Annotated in this window: 16 protein-coding genes; 8 read left to right on the forward strand and 8 right to left on the reverse strand. The window is 32.2% G+C overall.

Annotation, left to right across the window (positions count from 1 at the left end; genetic code table 11):
• Positions 1-24 precede the first annotated feature (24 nt).
• The 3 genes from ACS5L2_RS04165 to cbiM form a co-directional block, all read right to left on the reverse strand.
• Complete coding sequence (locus ACS5L2_RS04165; RefSeq protein ID WP_459202508.1) at positions 25-327, reverse strand: Dabb family protein; 303 nt, start codon at positions 325-327, stop codon at positions 25-27.
• Positions 328-443: 116 nt separating this feature from the next.
• Positions 444-770, reverse strand: a complete 327-nt coding sequence (locus tag ACS5L2_RS04170) for a PDGLE domain-containing protein (RefSeq protein WP_459202509.1) — start codon at positions 768-770, stop codon at positions 444-446.
• Positions 763-1,401, reverse strand: coding sequence for a cobalt transporter CbiM (cbiM, locus tag ACS5L2_RS04175; RefSeq protein ID WP_459202510.1), 639 nt, complete (start codon positions 1,399-1,401; stop codon positions 763-765). Before cbiM ends, ACS5L2_RS04170 begins: the two co-directional genes overlap by 8 nt.
• Positions 1,402-1,616: 215 nt before the next feature.
• Here cbiM and ACS5L2_RS04180 point away from each other — a divergent pair, with 215 nt between their 5' ends.
• Both ACS5L2_RS04180 and ACS5L2_RS04185 read left to right on the forward strand, forming a co-directional pair.
• On the forward strand, positions 1,617-3,857 hold the full coding sequence (locus tag ACS5L2_RS04180; protein ID WP_459202511.1) for a DEAD/DEAH box helicase: 2,241 nt from the start codon (positions 1,617-1,619) through the stop codon (positions 3,855-3,857).
• A gap of 224 nt (positions 3,858-4,081) precedes the next feature.
• On the forward strand, positions 4,082-4,657 hold the full coding sequence (locus ACS5L2_RS04185) for a 3'-5' exonuclease (RefSeq protein ID WP_459202512.1): 576 nt from the start codon (positions 4,082-4,084) through the stop codon (positions 4,655-4,657).
• A gap of 26 nt (positions 4,658-4,683) precedes the next feature.
• Here the strand turns inward: ACS5L2_RS04185 and ACS5L2_RS04190 are convergent, their stop codons facing one another.
• Positions 4,684-5,232: a GNAT family N-acetyltransferase gene (locus tag ACS5L2_RS04190; RefSeq protein ID WP_459202513.1), complete on the reverse strand. Its 549-nt coding sequence runs from the start codon at positions 5,230-5,232 to the stop codon at positions 4,684-4,686.
• 166 nt (positions 5,233-5,398) lie between these two features.
• Here ACS5L2_RS04190 and pyrG point away from each other — a divergent pair, with 166 nt between their 5' ends.
• The 4 genes from pyrG to argJ all read left to right on the forward strand — a co-directional run bounded on the left by pyrG (position 5,399) and on the right by argJ (position 10,599).
• Positions 5,399-7,000 (forward strand): glutamine hydrolyzing CTP synthase, encoded by a 1,602-nt coding sequence (gene pyrG, locus ACS5L2_RS04195; RefSeq protein WP_459202514.1) that lies wholly within the window; start codon positions 5,399-5,401, stop codon positions 6,998-7,000.
• Positions 7,001-7,022: 22 nt separating this feature from the next.
• Entirely contained in the window at positions 7,023-7,955 is a 933-nt protein-coding gene (gene guaA, locus ACS5L2_RS04200; RefSeq protein WP_459202515.1) for a glutamine-hydrolyzing GMP synthase, read from the forward strand.
• Between the two features lie 42 nt (positions 7,956-7,997).
• Entirely contained in the window at positions 7,998-9,269 is a 1,272-nt protein-coding gene (locus tag ACS5L2_RS04205; protein ID WP_459202516.1) for a flippase, read from the forward strand.
• Positions 9,270-9,372: 103 nt separating this feature from the next.
• Positions 9,373-10,599, forward strand: a complete 1,227-nt coding sequence (gene argJ, locus ACS5L2_RS04210) for a bifunctional ornithine acetyltransferase/N-acetylglutamate synthase (RefSeq protein ID WP_459202517.1) — start codon at positions 9,373-9,375, stop codon at positions 10,597-10,599.
• An 87-nt stretch (positions 10,600-10,686) separates the two neighbouring features.
• On the opposite strand, the gene ACS5L2_RS04215 is transcribed toward argJ, so the two are convergent.
• Positions 10,687-13,593, reverse strand: coding sequence for a NosD domain-containing protein (locus ACS5L2_RS04215; RefSeq protein WP_459202518.1), 2,907 nt, complete (start codon positions 13,591-13,593; stop codon positions 10,687-10,689).
• Between the two features lie 291 nt (positions 13,594-13,884).
• Between ACS5L2_RS04215 and ACS5L2_RS04220 the strand changes: the two genes are divergently transcribed.
• The gene (locus ACS5L2_RS04220) at positions 13,885-14,544 is read left to right on the forward strand and encodes a selenouridine synthase SelU-like subunit (protein WP_459202519.1); all 660 of its coding nucleotides are present in this window, start codon (positions 13,885-13,887) and stop codon (positions 14,542-14,544) included.
• Between the two features lie 9 nt (positions 14,545-14,553).
• Positions 14,554-15,207, forward strand: coding sequence for a selenouridine synthase SelU-like subunit (locus ACS5L2_RS04225; protein ID WP_459202520.1), 654 nt, complete (start codon positions 14,554-14,556; stop codon positions 15,205-15,207).
• 27 nt (positions 15,208-15,234) lie between these two features.
• On the opposite strand, the gene ACS5L2_RS04230 is transcribed toward ACS5L2_RS04225, so the two are convergent.
• The 3 genes from ACS5L2_RS04230 to ACS5L2_RS04240 form a co-directional block, all read right to left on the reverse strand.
• Positions 15,235-16,272 carry an NOG1 family protein gene (locus ACS5L2_RS04230; RefSeq protein WP_459202521.1) on the reverse strand — a complete coding sequence of 346 codons (1,038 nt, stop codon included), beginning with the start codon at positions 16,270-16,272 and terminating at the stop codon, positions 15,235-15,237.
• A gap of 66 nt (positions 16,273-16,338) precedes the next feature.
• Complete coding sequence (locus ACS5L2_RS04235) at positions 16,339-16,731, reverse strand: DUF126 domain-containing protein (RefSeq protein ID WP_459202522.1); 393 nt, start codon at positions 16,729-16,731, stop codon at positions 16,339-16,341.
• Between the two features lie 11 nt (positions 16,732-16,742).
• Positions 16,743-16,970: a class III signal peptide-containing protein gene (locus tag ACS5L2_RS04240; RefSeq protein WP_459202523.1), complete on the reverse strand. Its 228-nt coding sequence runs from the start codon at positions 16,968-16,970 to the stop codon at positions 16,743-16,745.
• Between the last annotated feature and the right edge of the window lie 63 nt (positions 16,971-17,033).

Genomic DNA, 17,033 nt, shown 5'->3' on the forward strand with positions numbered 1-17,033 from the left:
AAATAATATTAATAAAATAGAAAATTAAAATTCAAAATCAACTGCAGTTCTAAGTTTTGCAACGGATTTTACAAATTCTGCGACTTTTACGTGTTCTGGATTCTTTTGATAGATATCCAAATCTTCAAAACTGTCAAATTCAGCTATTAAAACTACATCGTAGTTATTTTCAAATTTTTCTGAATTTATCCCGACTTCAATACGTTTTATTTCAGGAACAAGTTTTCTTAAACTTTCTAAATCGTCTTTAATAATTTTTGCATTTTCAAATTTTTCTTCTTTGCCTAAATTATCTTTTAATTTCCACATTACAACATGCTTTATCATAAATTACACCTTTCAATTTAAAAGAACTCATTTAGTGTAAATTATATAAAAAATTAGCGTTAGATGCAATTCAAACACATTAAAATCAAAAAAAGTAAAAAAAAATAGAAAATATTTTAGTTTTCTGAAGTTGATTTTTTAAGAAGTGAACCAACACCAAATGAAAGTAATGTAACTACTAAAATACCGATGATTAATGCTGCAATTTCCCCAATTTTGTCCATTCCTGGAATTGCATAATCGGGCATTGGTGATGGAGCCACTGTTCCTTCTTCTTCAAGTCCTGCTTCTTCCAAATTTGCATTTAAAACATCTGCATTAACAATTTTTTCTGCTGCACTTTCCAATCCATCGGGGTTTCCCGAAGCCAAAAATGGAGCTGCGATTCCAATTAATAACGCAACAATTAATCCTGCAACTAATATCGAGTTGTTTTTATTCATTTGAAACCACCTTTTTTACGCTCTTTACAAGGTCTGGTCGAGCTGATGCAAGGTAGCCTACTACTATTGCAGTAATTAAACCTTCAATAATTCCAATAACTGCATGGTAAATACCCATAAATTGAAGTCCAAGGTCAATTGGGAAAGTTCCTGCAATTGCAAGTTCTGCAGCACAAACTAATGAGGCTAAAAATGTTGCTGCCCATCCTGCAGTAAATACTGCCACGTAGAAGTTTGTCTTTTTCAATGCTTTGAAGATGTAGTATCCTGCAAATCCTCCAACAATCCCCATGTTGAAGATATTTGTACCCATGACGATTAAACCGCCATCTGCAAAGAATAATCCTTGAACAATTAAAACAAGAGCTAACATTAATACAGCAGCCCAAGGGCTATCAAATACTATCGCAGTTAATGCTGCACCAACCATGTGTCCACTGGTTCCCCAAGGTATTGGCATGTTCATTGCCTGAATTGCAAAAATACCTGCTGCAAGTGCAGTAAATAGCGGAACTGTCTTTTCGTTCATTTCTTTTGATGCCCATCTTAAGGACATGCTCAGGAATATCAAGGAAATTACCCAGAATATCCCGCTTTCCCATAATGGGATAAATCCATCTGGAATGTGCATGACTTCACCTATTTCCAAGTAATAATTTTTTAATATATTTATTACAGATAAATAGTTGATATTTAGAGTATATATATCTTGTGATATTTTATTAACATGTAATAATATTATTTGCTTATTATTACGTATATAGGCAATACGAATACAATAACTAATTATAATTAAGAAAAGAATGAAATTTAAAAAGATTAATAAGTTTAAGAAATGTTGGAAAAATGCACGTGTTAGACATACTTAAAGAAAACAAAATTACAAAATTAAGACCGCCACAAAAAAAAGTTATTGATGAAGGGCTTTTTGATAAATCAAAGAATTTTTTAATATGTATTCCAACTGCAAGTGGAAAAACGCTTATTGGAGAAATGGCTTTATTAAATCATATTTTAGATGAAAATAAAAATTTAACGGGGAAAAAAGGATTATTTATTGTTCCATTAAAAGCGCTTGCAAATGAAAAATTTGATGAATTTAGGGAAAAATACGAAAAATACGGGATAAAAGTAGGATTATCAATTGGTGACTTTGATACAAAAGAAAACCTTTCAAAGTTTCATATAATTATAACTACTTCAGAAAAGCTCGATTCGCTGATGAGACATGAAGTTGAATGGATAAGTGAAGTATCCTTAGCAGTAATCGATGAAATCCATTTAATCGGCGACAACGAAAGGGGCGGAACCCTTGAAGTAATATTAACAAAATTAAAGAATTTAAATGCCCAGATTGTCGGTCTTTCTGCAACCATTGGGAATCCTGAAGAACTTTCAAACTGGTTAAATGCAGAATTGATTGTCGATGAATGGAGGCCAGTTGAATTAAAAAAAGGAATTTACTTTGAAAATGAACTTGAGTTTGTAAAAAGTCCTGCAGAAAAGATTAAACAGGTTTCTAAAAATAATATAACTGATTTAATAGTTGATAGTGTTGAAAAAAAAGGTTCTTGCCTGATATTTTGTAATTCTAAAAGAAATGCAGTTGGCGAAGCAAAAAAACATAACTTAATTAAATATTTAACAAGAAATGAACAGTACGAATTGAATAAATTAAGTGATGAAATTTTATCAATTTTAGACACCCCAACTGAAACATGTAAAACACTTGCAGAATGCATTAAAAAAGGGGTAGCATTTCACCATGCAGGGCTTACCTACCAGCACAGAAAAATCGTTGAAGATGGATTTAGAAACCGGCTTATAAAGGTAATTTGCTGTACCCCAACACTTTCGGCAGGGCTTAATTTACCATGCAGAAGAGCAATTGTTCGGGATACTAAAAGATATTCTCAAAACGGCCTTGTAGATATTCCAAGAATGGAAATTCAACAGTGTATTGGTAGAGCTGGAAGACCGGGTTTAGACCCTTACGGTGAAGGAATAATTTACATTAAAAATGAAAATGATGCTGAAAAAGCTTATGAAATACTCACGGGAAGCGTTGAAAATATCTACTCAAAGCTAGCAAACCAGAAAGTTTTGAGAATTCATATCCTTGGTTTAATTTCTACCGGTGAAATTAAAAACGGTCAAAACCTCGTTAATTTCATGAAAAACACATTTTACGCGTACCAATTTGGAAACATTGGCGCGGTTTTATTAAACGTATCTGAAGTTGTGGAATTTTTAGAAAAAAATAAATTTTTAGAAGTAAATTCAGAAAAAAAATCAGAAAACAAGGTAGTTGAACTTTCCCTTGATTCTTCAAACAATTTAGTGTTAGATTCGAAAGAAACTTCAATTAATCTTGCAAATCAGGATTTAAAAGTAGAATTTAAATCAACTAAGCTTGGAAAAAGAATTTCTGAACTCTACATTGACCCTATGAGTTCTGAAATTATAATTGAAGAATTAAAAGACTTGAAGAAAAAATGCACGTTATTGGATAAATCAAATATCGACCAGTATCTTTTCTATTTAATTTCAAAAACTAACGAAATGAGACCACTTTTAAGAATCAGGCCAAATGAAGAACTTGATTTGATAATTGAAATGGATAAACTTGGAATAAAAGATTATTCAATAGAAAATATCGAAGCTTTTAAAAATTCAAAGATGTTCTGTGACTGGGTAAGTGAAATACCCGAAGAGAGAATTTTAGAAAAGTATGGTGTTGAACCTGGAATTTTAAGATACAAAGTTGAACAGGCCAAATGGATGATTTATTCAACAAAAGAGATTGCAAAACTGATTAGTTTAGATAGCAACGAAATATATAAAGCACTTTTTGAAATGGAATTAAGAATTGAATACGGTGCAAAAGAAGAATTGATCGAACTTTTAAAAGTAAGAAATATCGGTCGTGCAAGGTCAAGAAAGCTTTACAATGCAGGAATCAAATCTAAAATCGAAATAAACAACAACCCTGAAAAAGTTATTGAAATTTTTGGCGAAAAAATCGGTAAGAAAATACTTGGAGACCTTGGGATGAAATACGGCCAGCAAACTCTCCTTAATTATTAATTTAAAAGTCAATAAACATATATTACAAATTTTAAAAAAAGTTATGCTCAGCTGTCCCCGTTGTCTTCATCGGACACGTCCTCAGTGAAGTCGGCACTCATCATTGCATAATTATTAAAAACATTTCAGTTCATTAGTTAGATTAAAGCTTAAATAATCTCTGGTATATATAGTTGAGTTATCCTGAAATATTATTAAAAATTTAAAATTAAAACGTGTTAAAGATGTATGTTTTTTTAGATACTGAAACAACAGGCCTTCACCCAGGGCAAATTGCACAGCTCTCTTATTTGGTAACTGACGAAGATTTAAACTTAAAAAAAGTTTTTAATCAATATTACTCAGTAGACCACATGTCAAGAAGTGCTGCAAAAGTTCATGGATTAACTATGGATATACTTGACGAATTATCAAATGGAATGACTTTTGAAGACACTGTCGATGAAGTTAGAGAAGACCTTGAAGATTCAGTAATAATCGGACACAATATCTCATTTGATATTCGATTTTTAAAAGCAGAGTTTGAAAGACTCGGTCCAGAATATATTCCAAAAGATAAGTTCTGCACGATGTTTCATTTTACTCCAATCTGTAAACTTCCGGGTCAGAAAAGGTATAAAAGACCAAAATTAGTTGAATTAATGGAATTTTTAGAACAGTGCCCAAATGAAGGACTTGATTTTACAAAAAAAGTGTATGGTTGTAGCGACGTTGGATTTCACGATGCAAGGTACGATACAGGGATTTTATACCTCTGCTACAAAAAAGGCGTTCTGATGAACCACATAAAAAAAGATTAAAATTTTTGATTATTTCTTTTTCTTTTTTAATTTTTAAAAGTCCATTCATCTTTTAAAATGCTGTAAACTTCTGCATCGATAAATTTTCCATTCAATAGTTCTGCACTTCTTTCGATTCCTTCAAATTTAAAATTTAGCTTTTTTGGAATTTTTGAACTTTTTTCATTTCCGATTCCACATTTTATCTGTATCCTGTTTAATTCTAATGTATTAAATGCATAATCTATCATTTTTACTACCGATTTAGTTACGATTCCTTTGTTTTCAAATTCTTTTGAAATCCAGTATCCAAGTTCTGTTTTTTTATTTACAAAATCAGTTAGCTTAAACCCGATTAATCCAATTTTTTGGCCTTTATAAATAATAACTGCAACAAAATCTCGAATTTCTTCTGGAAGAAAGAGTATTGAATGTATAAAATCTTTTGTATCGGATACTTCTTTTGTTGAATCTATAAATGAAAGCCATGTTCGAAGATTTTCTCGATCTGAATCAATTAATTTAAAAATATCTTCTGCATCGAACAATTCTATTTCTTTTAAAACAATTTCTGAATCTATTTTAAGTTCTATCATGTATGACCCCATAATATCTGATAAACTACATATACCCTTAAAACATACATGAATTTATTAGTTATTCTAAAACTCTGGTTTTTTAAAATCGGGAAACATTTATATTTGATTGAATAATAGTTCTAAAATTATTATTTTGATTTTTACTATTTATCGAGGGATTCTGATGAAATATATATTTGTTACAGGCGGTGTGGTGTCTTCGTTAGGAAAGGGAATAACCTCATCATCTCTTGGAAGACTTCTAAAAGCAAGGGGTTTAAATGTAAATATGATTAAAATCGACCCCTATTTACAAATTGATGCAGGTACGATGTCTCCATTTGAACATGGTGAAGTTTTCGTGACCGATGATGGTGGAGAAACCGATCTTGACCTTGGAAATTACGAAAGATTTGTAGATATTGGATTAAAAGCTGACAACAATATTACAACGGGCAAAATTTACTGGAGCGTTCTTTCAAAGGAAAGAAGAGGAGACTACCTTGGAAAAACGGTTCAAGTAATCCCGCACATTACAAACGAGATAAAAGATAGAATCAAAGCACTCGGAAAAGACTCTGATATCACAATTATCGAAATTGGTGGAACTGTCGGAGATATCGAAAGCTTACCTTTTTTAGAAGCAATTCGACAATTTAAAAAAGACGTTGGAAAGGAAAATGTGCTTTATGTTCACGTTTCACTTCTTCCATATATTAGAAGTGCAGGTGAATTAAAAACAAAACCAACACAGCACTCAGTAAAAGAATTAAAAGGAATTGGAATTCAACCAGATATTTTGGTATGCAGATCAGAAATTCCAGTAAGTGAAAAAATAAGGGAAAAACTGGCACTCTTTTGCGATGTCGAAAAAGAAGCGGTAATCGAATGTAAAGATGCACGAACAATTTATGAAGTTCCGCTAAATCTTGAAAAAGAAGGGCTTGGAAAATTAGTTACTGAAAAACTTAATTTAAAAGATTCAACACCCGATCTTTCAGAATGGCGAGCTATTGTTGACAGAATCATTAATCCAATGAATGAAGTTACAATTGGAGTCGTTGGAAAGTACGTTGAATTAAAAGATGCTTATATGAGTATTATGGAAGCTTTGGGCCACGCTGGTGCTAAAAACGATACCAAAGTAAACATTAACTGGGTTAATGCAGAAGAACTCGAAAATAAAAATTACAAAGAAGTCCTCGATAAACTTGTTGAAGATGAAAAACTCGACGGTATTTTAGTTCCAGGTGGATTTGGTGACCGTGGAATTGATGGAAAAATAAATGCAGTAAGATACGCGAGAGAAAATAACGTTCCATTTTTAGGAATATGTCTTGGAATGCAGTGTGCAGTTATTGAATTTGCAAGAAATGTATGCGGATTAAAAGCAAATTCAACTGAATTTGACGAAGAAACCGAAAATCCAGTGATTGATTACATTCCTGAACAGCGTGAAATAACTGAAAAAGGGGGAACCATGAGACTTGGTGCATACCCTGCAATTTTAACAGAAAACTCGCTTGCAAGTAAATTATACGGTTCAATAAATGTATCTGAAAGACACAGACACCGATACGAAGTAAATCCGGAATATCACGAAATTTTAACGAAAAACGGATTAATAATTTCAGGAATGTCACCTGATGGAAAACTTGCAGAATTTATAGAACTTGAAAATCACAAGTATTTTATTGCAACACAAGCGCATCCCGAATTTAAATCAAGACCAAACAAACCTCACCCATTATTCTATGGATTGGTAAAAGCTTCGATTGAAAAATAAATAATTAACTGGAGGAAAATCAATGTTTAAGACAGAACCATTTATAGAAGAATCTATCGAAGAAATAAGAAGACAGATTAATAATAGAAAAACAATCATTGCATTGAGCGGTGGGGTTGACAGCGCAGTTGCTGCAGTTCTTGCAGATAAGGCTATTGGAGATAGATTACTTGCAGTTTACGTAGATACGGGATTGATGAGAAAAAACGAGTCTGAAGAAATCTGGAAAATTTTTAAAGAACAGATGGGGCTCAATTTAAAAATTGTTGAAGCAAGCGACATATTTTTAAAGGAACTTAAAGGAGTAACTGACCCTGAAGAAAAAAGAAAGATTATTGGAAGACTTTTTATCGAAGTATTTGAAAAAGTTGCAGAAGAACAGGGTGAAGAAGTACTCGTTCAAGGAACAATTGCACCAGACTGGATTGAAAGTGAAGGACAGATTAAAACACACCACAACATTGCGTTACCTGGTGGAATGGTTTTAGATGTTGTTGAACCTTTAAGAGAACTCTACAAAGATGAAGTTAGACTTTTAGCAGAAGCACTTGGACTTCCTGACCAGATTGCACACAGACAGCCTTTCCCAGGACCTGGACTTGCAGTTAGAATTTTGGGCGAAATTACAGATGAAAAATTAGCAATCTGTAAAGAAGCAAACTTCATTGTTTCAGAAGAAATTGAAAAAACTGAACTTAAAAACGAACTCTGGCAGTACTTTGCAGCAGTGCTTGACACAAAAGCAACTGGTGTTAAAGGAGACATTAGGGACTACAACTGGGTTGTTGCACTTAGATTTGTAAAATCACTTGATGCAATGACTGCACACACACCAGAAATTCCATACGATTTGATTAAAAAAATAAGCAAGAGAATTACTTCTGAAATTCCAAACGTTACAAGAGTGGTTCTTGATATAACTGATAAACCACCAGCAACCATTGAATTTGAATAATTCTTAAATATATCTCTTTTAGTTTATTTTGTTTGTGATTTCATGATTAAAAACTTAAAAAAAGATGGAATTGTAAAAGACAGCGCATACATGATATTTTCAAACATGTATTCCAAATTTGCAGCATATCTTTTTTATTTTTTAATACCGTTTATTCTTGGAACTGAGGGTTTTGGCATAATTAAAGGGTTAATGCCGATTTTAGATACGTTGGTTATTATTTTTTGTTCAGGAATCCCTCCTGCAATGGCAAAATTTATTTCTGGTGATGACTTTAAAGAAAACACCTGGATATACGATATTTTAAAAGCAATGTTTATTTTTTCAATATTTGGCGGAATTTTTACAGTATTTTTAAAATATTTGCTTGGTGGAAACTATTCTAATTTACCAAATGTTTATTTTTACGCTGTCGCACTTGCATTACCATTTTCAGTAGTTATTTCGTGGAGCAGGGGCGTATTACAGGGAAATTTAAAAATAAAGAATTTATCAAAAACATGGATTTTAGAAAATACTTCAAAAGTTGTTTTTTTAGTAATTTTGAGCTATTTATTTGGCGTAGTTGGTGGAATTCTATCGATTTCAGTTTCATTTTTAATCGGCGGAATTTTTGGAATTTATCTATTATCAAAATCAAATCTTGAATATTCCTTTTCAAATATTTTAAAAAATATATTTTCACCGATAAAAGAGAAAGAATCTGTTAAAAAAGTAATATATTATTCAATTCCAATCGCACTTACGACTGCATCCTATAGGCTTATAAATGATCTCGATGGTATTTTCATACTTTCGATGCTCGGAGCTTATGATAATGGTGTTTACGGATACGCATCGTTACTTTCAAGGCTTCTTTTCTTGTTCGCATCTGCAATAGCAATTGTACTGATTCCAAGAATTTCAAAATCAAAAGATATTTCATATTTTAAAAAAGCAACAATTTTAAACATTTCAATAGTTTTACCTGCATTATTGATAATATTTTTATTCTCAGAAGAACTTTTGAACCTTTTTTTTGGAATAACAGTGCCTGAAGCAGTTAATTCTTTAAAGATACTTTCTGTGTCCGCAGTATTCATGAGTACATATACAATATGTGCATCATCCCTTCAGGGTCTTGGATACGCAAAAATTCCAGTATATGTTTTATTTTTAGGCATTTTGTTAAATGCAGTATTAAATTACAGGTTAATTCCCGATATGGGCATAATTGGCGGTGCAATTGCAACTCTTTCATCGTCATTTGCGGTATTTGTATTAATTTGGATAATTACATTTAGTAAGCTTAAAAAAATTAAAAATAATAGTTAAAATTTAATAATTTTAGTTTTAAATATTATTTTGAATAAATCTTTTTATACTTAAAATAAAATAATTTCCAGAGTTAAATTAAATTCGCAAGAGATGATGAAACATGGCCGAAAATTTCGTGGTTGTGGATGGGGGGGTCGTAGCTCCAAAGGGTTTTAAAGCAAACGGGCACAAGGATAGAAAATACGGTGCTGCGTTAATATATTCAGAAACAGATGCAGTTGCAGCAGGAGTATTTACAACAAATAAAGTTTTTGCACATCCTGTTGCTCTTTCAAAGGATACTTTAGTAAATAATAATGTATTCAGGGCAATCGTTGCAAACAGTGGAAATGCAAACTGCTTTACAAAAGGCGGAATGGACGATGCTAAGGCACTTGTAAAAAAAGCAGCTGATTTATTAAAAATTCCAGAAAATCAAGTACTTTCAGCTTCAACGGGAGTAATCGGTAGAAGAATGCCAATGGATATTATAACAGTCGAAGTCGAAAGAGCATTTGAAAATATGAATTTAGAAAACAGCAACGAAAACGCATCAAAAGCGATAATGACTACTGATGCATTCCCAAAAACCGTTGCAGTAGAATTTGATGTAAATGGAAAAAAAGTTAGAATTGGCGGAATTGCAAAAGGTGCAGGGATGATTGCACCAAACATGCTTCACGCAACAATGCTTGGATTTATTACAACAGATATTGAAATATCAAAAGAAGATTTAACTGATTCCCTTCAAAAAGCGACTGATGAAAGCTTTAACAATTCAGTTGTCGATGGAGACATGAGTACAAACGATACAGTATATGTTTTAGCAAATGCTCAAAGTGGTGTAAAATATACTGACTGCAAAACTGAATTTGATGGCGCATTAGCTTATGTTTCAAAAGAACTTGCAAAAATGATTGTTTCAGACGGAGAAGGTGCTAAAAAATTAATTGAAGCAACAGTCTATAGTGCAGAAACAAAAGAGGATGCAAAAAAAGCTTCAATGTCTATTGTTAGATCACTCCTTTTAAAAACTGCTGTTTTTGGTGCCGATCCAAACTGGGGAAGAATTGCAGCAGCGGTTGGATACAGCGGTGCTGAAATGGACATGGCTAACTTTGATATTATTATAAGTGATATTTCTTCAGAAAAACAGGCATTTTTAGTTAAAGCAGGGGAACAGATTGCAGACTGCGGAACTCCTGAATTAAAGCTTGCAGAAGAAATAATGAAAGAAGATAAAATCAAAATAATCGTGGATTTAAAAAAGGGAAGCTTTGAAAACACGGCATTTGGATGCGATTTAGGATATGAATATGTTAGAATAAATTCAGAATACACAACCTAAATTTTTTAAATTTTTTTAAAATAATCTTACTATTTTTTTAAATCTTCAAAAAATCAAAAGAAAAAAGAAAATATTATTTTTAAATAGTTATTCAACTAAAACTGGACCATTTTCAGTCCATTCTACAGTTATTTGGTTAGTTGGAAGTTCGTCCAAAGTTTTAAAGTATTCTAATGCAGCTTGTGTTCCAAGTCTATCAGAACCTGCAATGTAAACTACAGTGTAACTGTGAATTACACTTCCCTCGTCGGCTCGAACTTTTAATATTTGAATAACCCCTTTGTTTTCCCCAGGATTATCGTTTGAAATTGGAATTTCAAACTGGTCGTTGTATTCTTTAGCAAATGAATTTGCTTCAGGTCCACCAATAATAATTACGTTTCCGTAAATGGTGAATCCGGTTGCATTTGTGGTTCTTTCCCTTAATTTTGAAGCGTATCCACTGTCAATTTCGTTTCCGTAGAGCACTGATGCACTTGAAACGAAAGCTTTAATTACTTTTGATTCGATGTCGTCAGCAATATCTGAATCATAGCTGCTTCCACCGCCACCACTTCTTGATGATGTGGTTGTAGTCGTGGTTGGTGCAGTGTAAGCTGTAATGTTAACTCCCCACATGCCCATTAATGGTGCAGTATCGTTTTCTAAATACTCATACTCATAATTACAACCAAATAAGTAAGGAGTATCCCCAATTCCGTTTCCATCCGCATCAATTCCATCGTAATCAGACCAGTAATTTCCAAGATAATTACTGTAACTATTTCCGTTGTATTTATATCCGATTTTAAAAGGACTTACAAAACTATTATTTTCGGTACCTTCGAAATTTAACTCTGAAATGTCTTCTGGTTCATTAGTATAAATAAAGTTATTTAGGTAAATATTACACCCGGTAACGTCTTTTGAGATATATATTGGATATATTGATGCGTATACTGTGTTATATGAAATATTTGAATAGCTTTCATCACCATTATCTAAACCAATACCGTAATACCCTGTGATTGTGTTATTGAATACCGTTGCATAAGCCGCATCTTCCCCACCATCAAAATCAATTCCACCGTAATCGTCTGTTGAATCTGTTACCGTGTTTGAGGAGATTGTATTATACAAACCACTGGAATAAATATTTTCTACAACAATGTTTGAAGAAATTGTGTTATAATCCCCATAAGACGATATTGAATCACCATCAGTATCAGTTCCCGTTACATTGTTGTAAGATATTAAGTTGTAGTCCCCTTCAACATCTATATCATAGTCTACTGTGTTTTCGGAGATTGTGTTGTTGTTTCCGTCTAAATATATATCATATACCGTGTTTGAGGAAATTTCAGAATTGTTTCCATAAACTTCTATGGACTCTCCTACTATGTTTTCGGAAATTGTGTTATAATCATAAGACACGGTGTCTTCAGACTCCCCGCCCTCGGCACCTATGCAAATATACGTTCCAACATTGTTGTCAAATACTGTCGTACGGTTTCCGTAAACTTCAATATAATCCCCAACTATGTTTTCGGAAATTGTATCATTGTTTCCTTCAACATATATGGTATATACATTGTTTGAAGAAATTTCAGAATTATTTCCATAAACTTCCATGTACGCATCAGTCATATTATTTGAAGAAATTTCGTTATTATCTCCATAAACTTCTATAAAATCATTTACTGTGTTTTCGGAGATTGTGTTGTAAATTCCATCATCAACTAATATCCCATATCCTACTGTGTTATTGGATATGGTAGTGTAGTTCCCTAAAACATATATCTCATAGTCTACAGTATTTGAGGAGATTGTGTTATTCACACCATAAACAGATATATAATCTTCACTTGAAACTGATTCCAGGTCTACATTGTTTGAAGAAATTGTGTTGAAGTCCCCCTCAACATATAATTCGGTCTCTACATTATTTGAGGAAATTTCGTTATTATCATAGTAAATATCTATGTATTCTGCCGTGTTATTGTATATGGTATTGTAGTATCCATAAACATCTAGGCAAACCGTTACATTATTTGAAGAAATTTCGTTATGGTCCCCGTGAGCTTCTAGATCAGTTACATTATTTGAAGAAATTTCTAAATTATTTCCATCAACTGCTATGTAATCCCCTACAGTATTTGAGGAAATTTCGCAATTAAGCCCATAAACTTCCAGGTATTCGATTACATTATTTGAGGAGATTGTGTTATCATCTCCGTTGAGGTAGAGGCTACATATGCTATTGTTAAATATTGTTGAATTGAAAAAATTGTTTGCATCGATACAAGCATAATCCTCACCTGCATCAACGTCGAAAGTGTTGTCTTCGATTATTGTATTTGTAATACTTGATGTAGAAATATCGTAAGCTGCCGAATATCCCTCTGCCGTAATGTTATTCCTCAATAAATTACAATCTATAAATCTGTAGTCACACCAGATACCGTAAGCACCTGAATTAATAGAATAAAGATCGAATACGTTATCTTCGAGAGTAGTATTTATCATCTCATAAGTCCCGATACCAAAAGTATTATAAGCCCCTGCTGATGTAATATCATTTCCTGATATGACACTATCCACGAATGTGGGGGCAATGATACCTTTAGCAACGAAATTATTAGAATAAAGATCGATTACGTTATCTTCGATAGTGGTATTTATAACTGCCAACTCACCAAAACTGATACCGTAAATTTCCCCGGATCCGTTTATAGTTATGTTAAAATTTTTAATCGTAATGTTTACATTTGTTAAAGATGCTATTGCACAATCCCCTGTAACATTTAATGAATAACCTTGACCATCCAACGTTACATTATCAGAATTAATCACTATTCCAGCTGTACTCGTAATTGATTCATCCAGATAATAGTATCCCGAATGACTAATAGTAAACTCTGGAGTAAAATTACTCTGAGTTATATAATAATCTGCCGCATTAACGCTCCCTACTGCAACTAGCAGTAGCAAACATAAGAAACATTTTTTTATCATTATTCACCCCGAAATTTGAAGATTAATGTAAATATAATCGTTAAACTTATGATTTTTATAATTTATATTTTTAACGACGATTTTTGAGACTAATTTTTGAAAAATAACGTTTTAAAAATATTTTCCGGATAATTTGGCTTTAAAATTGAAAAAAAAGAAAATATTTGTTTTTAAATTTATTAACCTTTTTAAAACGTCGTTATAATAAATTTTAGTTAAATCTGAATGAATATCCATTAAGTTTTTTAATATGTTTTCACTACTGTATCTGTGTATATTTTTGGTGTAATAATGATTATTTTTGGACTTTTTGGAAAAACCGGTTGTGGAAAAACCGAAATTTTAAACGAATTAAAGAAAAAGTACTCAGTCGTGGATATTGAGAGTTGTGCAAACAACAAGGGAAGTATCTTAGGCGATTTATACGAGTTATCCCCGAGTACCCAGGAACAGTTTGATGCATGCCTTGAAAAGCAGAAAAAAATTGCAGAAAGTACGGGGTACTGTATTGTCGAATTTGAAGGAAAAAAAATTGGCGGAAAAAACAAAGTAGTAATTCCAGAGCCATTTTCTGATTTAAAATGTTATAATTACAATATCGTTGTAAACTGCCCTTATGAATGCCAGATTAAAAGACTTTTAAACTGGTACCTTCCAAAAAACGAGGCTGAAAAAGAAATTTTAATTGATAAATTTGTTGATTTGAAAACCATATTTTTAAAAGCTGAAAAACTTCAATCGATAGATAAAATAATTGATTTACTAAAAAAAGAAGATTATTATAACGCTGCAATGTTAATTGAAGAAGGATTATACAGCGAACACTATTTACGACATATTGGAAAGGTAAACCACGATTTAGTGATAAATAATGAGGATATTTTAAACTCCACGGAAAAAATATCAAAATATATAGACGAAATTTTGGAAAACCACGGAATTAAAATTTAACGTGAAAATATGGATGAAAACGTTCTTTCAAGACTCATTACATTTAAAAACGATGTTATTTTAGTAATACGGTTAAAAACCGGAGAAAAAGTAATTTTAAAGAATGGAAAAATTGTTTCTGGGAAATTAACTGGAAATATCGCATCATTTGTTTCTGAAAGTTCTAAAAATATCTTAAAACCAACTGTTTTGGAATTTTCTGGCGAAATGTTTTATTTTGAACCAGTAAATATTAAAAAGTACCTCGAATCACTTGGAAATGAGCTTTCAGATGATGTTATCACAATTGACCAGTTTTTTAAATTAAATCTCGAAGACGTGATACTTATTGATGCAAGATCGCCAAGGGAATTTTTTGAAAAGACTATTCCCACTGCAATAAATATTCCACTTTTCTTAACAGAAGAATACGAAACTATCGGAAAACTCTATAAAAACGAGGGAAAAGACGTTGCAATTTCTAAAGCAGGGCTTATAATTCAAGAAGGAATAAAAAGAATAGTTTTAGAATCTTTAAAATTAAATTCTGATAAAATTTTAGTTGTATTTTGTGCAAGAGGCGGAATGAGAAGCCAATCAATTGCAACAATATTAAAACTGCTTGGATTTAAAGTAAAAAGACTGGTAGGTGGATTTAAAAGCTACAACCTATCAAAAATGTGAAAAAATAAAAAAGAATAGATGAAAAGTTTATTCTTCTAAAAGTTCCATTAAACCTAATTCATCAAGCATATCTAAAATTCTTTCTCTTAAATCGACAATACCTTCTTTTTTAAGAGATGACACTTTCATTACTTCGTATTCTCCAAGGTTTTCTTCAAGGGCTTCTAAACCTTCTATTTCATCAACATCCATTTTGGTTAGCGCAACTAAAATTGGAGCGTTGAATGTTTTTCTAACTTCTTCAAGTAAATTGAACTGTTCTTCTATCGTAAATCCACAGAATTCGGTTGGATCAATTACAAATAATATCATATCTGAAAGATAATTTATTGCAACTACCGCGTGAAGTTCGATATCGTTTCTTTCGTAAATTGGCCTATCTAAAACACCAGGAGTATCGATTATCTGGATTCCTTCTTCGGTATATCCAATATTCAATCCTTTTGTTGTAAATGGGTAAGAATTTACTTCTGGTTCTGCATCAGTTAGTGTTCTAAGAAGGGTTGATTTTCCAACATTTGGGTACCCTGCAATAACAACCGAAGGCAAATTTTTCACTGTTGGAATGTTTTTAAGTTTGTTTCTTGCAACGCCTAAAAACGCCATATTTGGATAAATCTGTTTTAAAACTGATGAAACCCTTCCGATAAACTCTTTTCTAATAATTGATGTAGCTTGCGGGCTCTGTGCTTTTTTAACTTTTCTTGAATACTGGGTTCCCAATTTTTTCACGATTTCAGAAGCCCACTGAACTGCTGCAAGCGATTTTTTAAATTCATCGCTTCCAACCATGATTTCGAGAATTTCCCTGTAAAATGGATCCAAATTGTCTATTGAAGGAGTTTTTTCTACAATTTTTAAAAGATTGTCTGAAATAACCGATGTAGTGGTCCTGATTTTGTTATCTTCGATTATTCTTGATTTTGGGACACTTAATCCTCTCGTAGTTGTCCTAAGTTCTCCTGCAATTTTTTCCGATCTATTGTATGCCTTGTCCATCAATTCATCAGGATATAAAATGCTAGGCATTTCTTTAAATGGGTTCGCGTCTCTCGATTTTCTCATAGTCTCATCTCACAACGTTTAAAATATGAATAATAATTCAAAATAGTAGAAAAGTGTAATTTTATTTTACTGTTCTTTTATTTTAACAGTTCCCGTGTTTCCATCAACTACTACTATATCGCCATCTTTAATTTCATCTATATTAACTTTATCCACGAGTGGGATTTTTCCAAGAATTGCACCAGTTGCGACAATAGGTTCAGATTCCAAATTTACCATTCCTTTTAAAAGCCCTCTTTTAGCAAGCCCGTAAATTACGTAAGAACCAACAGTACTTCCTTTTCCAGTTGGAAATACAAATATCTTATTTGCAATGCTTTTTCCAAAAAGTTCATTTTCCTTATCCGTTACAATTCCTTCCTCATTTACGCCACCAAGAAATGAAATAGATGATTTTGAAACAATTGCTTCCCCTTCAACGACGCCTTTTGAAATAATTCTTCCATTTAGCTCTTTCAAAGTTTCACCATTTAGTTATTACTTAAATTTCCAACTGATTCAGTCATTTTATCTACTGCACTGTTATATATTCCAACAGTACCATTTGCAGTCTCGTTTATTTTAATTGCAGATTCTACAGTACTTTTTATGTAAATATAACTTGCAAATACCGCAACCATTGCAATTGCCATTACAAGAACGCTCAGTTCAAGTGACAACTGACCCCGATTTTTAAATGCTAAAGATTTTAAACCCATTTTTTCCCTGTAACTTTTAAACTAACATAAAGCTTATATAAATCATTATAATTTTAGATATAA

Source organism: Methanococcus mangrovi (assembly GCF_054506835.1).

Excerpts from the sequence above, each read along its gene's own strand:
- ACS5L2_RS04165 (WP_459202508.1), bottom strand. The coding sequence starts at position 327 with ATGATAAAGCATGTTGTAATGTGGAAATTAAAAGATAATTTAGGCAAA.
- ACS5L2_RS04170 (WP_459202509.1), bottom strand. The coding sequence starts at position 770 with ATGAATAAAAACAACTCGATATTAGTTGCAGGATTAATTGTTGCGTTA.
- cbiM (WP_459202510.1), bottom strand. The coding sequence starts at position 1,401 with ATGCACATTCCAGATGGATTTATCCCATTATGGGAAAGCGGGATATTC.
- ACS5L2_RS04180 (WP_459202511.1), top strand. The coding sequence starts at position 1,617 with ATGCACGTGTTAGACATACTTAAAGAAAACAAAATTACAAAATTAAGA.
- ACS5L2_RS04185 (WP_459202512.1), top strand. The coding sequence starts at position 4,082 with ATGTATGTTTTTTTAGATACTGAAACAACAGGCCTTCACCCAGGGCAA.
- ACS5L2_RS04190 (WP_459202513.1), bottom strand. The coding sequence starts at position 5,232 with ATGATAGAACTTAAAATAGATTCAGAAATTGTTTTAAAAGAAATAGAA.
- pyrG (WP_459202514.1), top strand. The coding sequence starts at position 5,399 with ATGAAATATATATTTGTTACAGGCGGTGTGGTGTCTTCGTTAGGAAAG.
- guaA (WP_459202515.1), top strand. The coding sequence starts at position 7,023 with ATGTTTAAGACAGAACCATTTATAGAAGAATCTATCGAAGAAATAAGA.
- ACS5L2_RS04205 (WP_459202516.1), top strand. The coding sequence starts at position 7,998 with ATGATTAAAAACTTAAAAAAAGATGGAATTGTAAAAGACAGCGCATAC.
- argJ (WP_459202517.1), top strand. The coding sequence starts at position 9,373 with ATGGCCGAAAATTTCGTGGTTGTGGATGGGGGGGTCGTAGCTCCAAAG.
- ACS5L2_RS04215 (WP_459202518.1), bottom strand. The coding sequence starts at position 13,593 with ATGATAAAAAAATGTTTCTTATGTTTGCTACTGCTAGTTGCAGTAGGG.
- ACS5L2_RS04220 (WP_459202519.1), top strand. The coding sequence starts at position 13,885 with ATGATTATTTTTGGACTTTTTGGAAAAACCGGTTGTGGAAAAACCGAA.
- ACS5L2_RS04225 (WP_459202520.1), top strand. The coding sequence starts at position 14,554 with ATGGATGAAAACGTTCTTTCAAGACTCATTACATTTAAAAACGATGTT.
- ACS5L2_RS04230 (WP_459202521.1), bottom strand. The coding sequence starts at position 16,272 with ATGAGAAAATCGAGAGACGCGAACCCATTTAAAGAAATGCCTAGCATT.
- ACS5L2_RS04240 (WP_459202523.1), bottom strand. The coding sequence starts at position 16,970 with ATGGGTTTAAAATCTTTAGCATTTAAAAATCGGGGTCAGTTGTCACTT.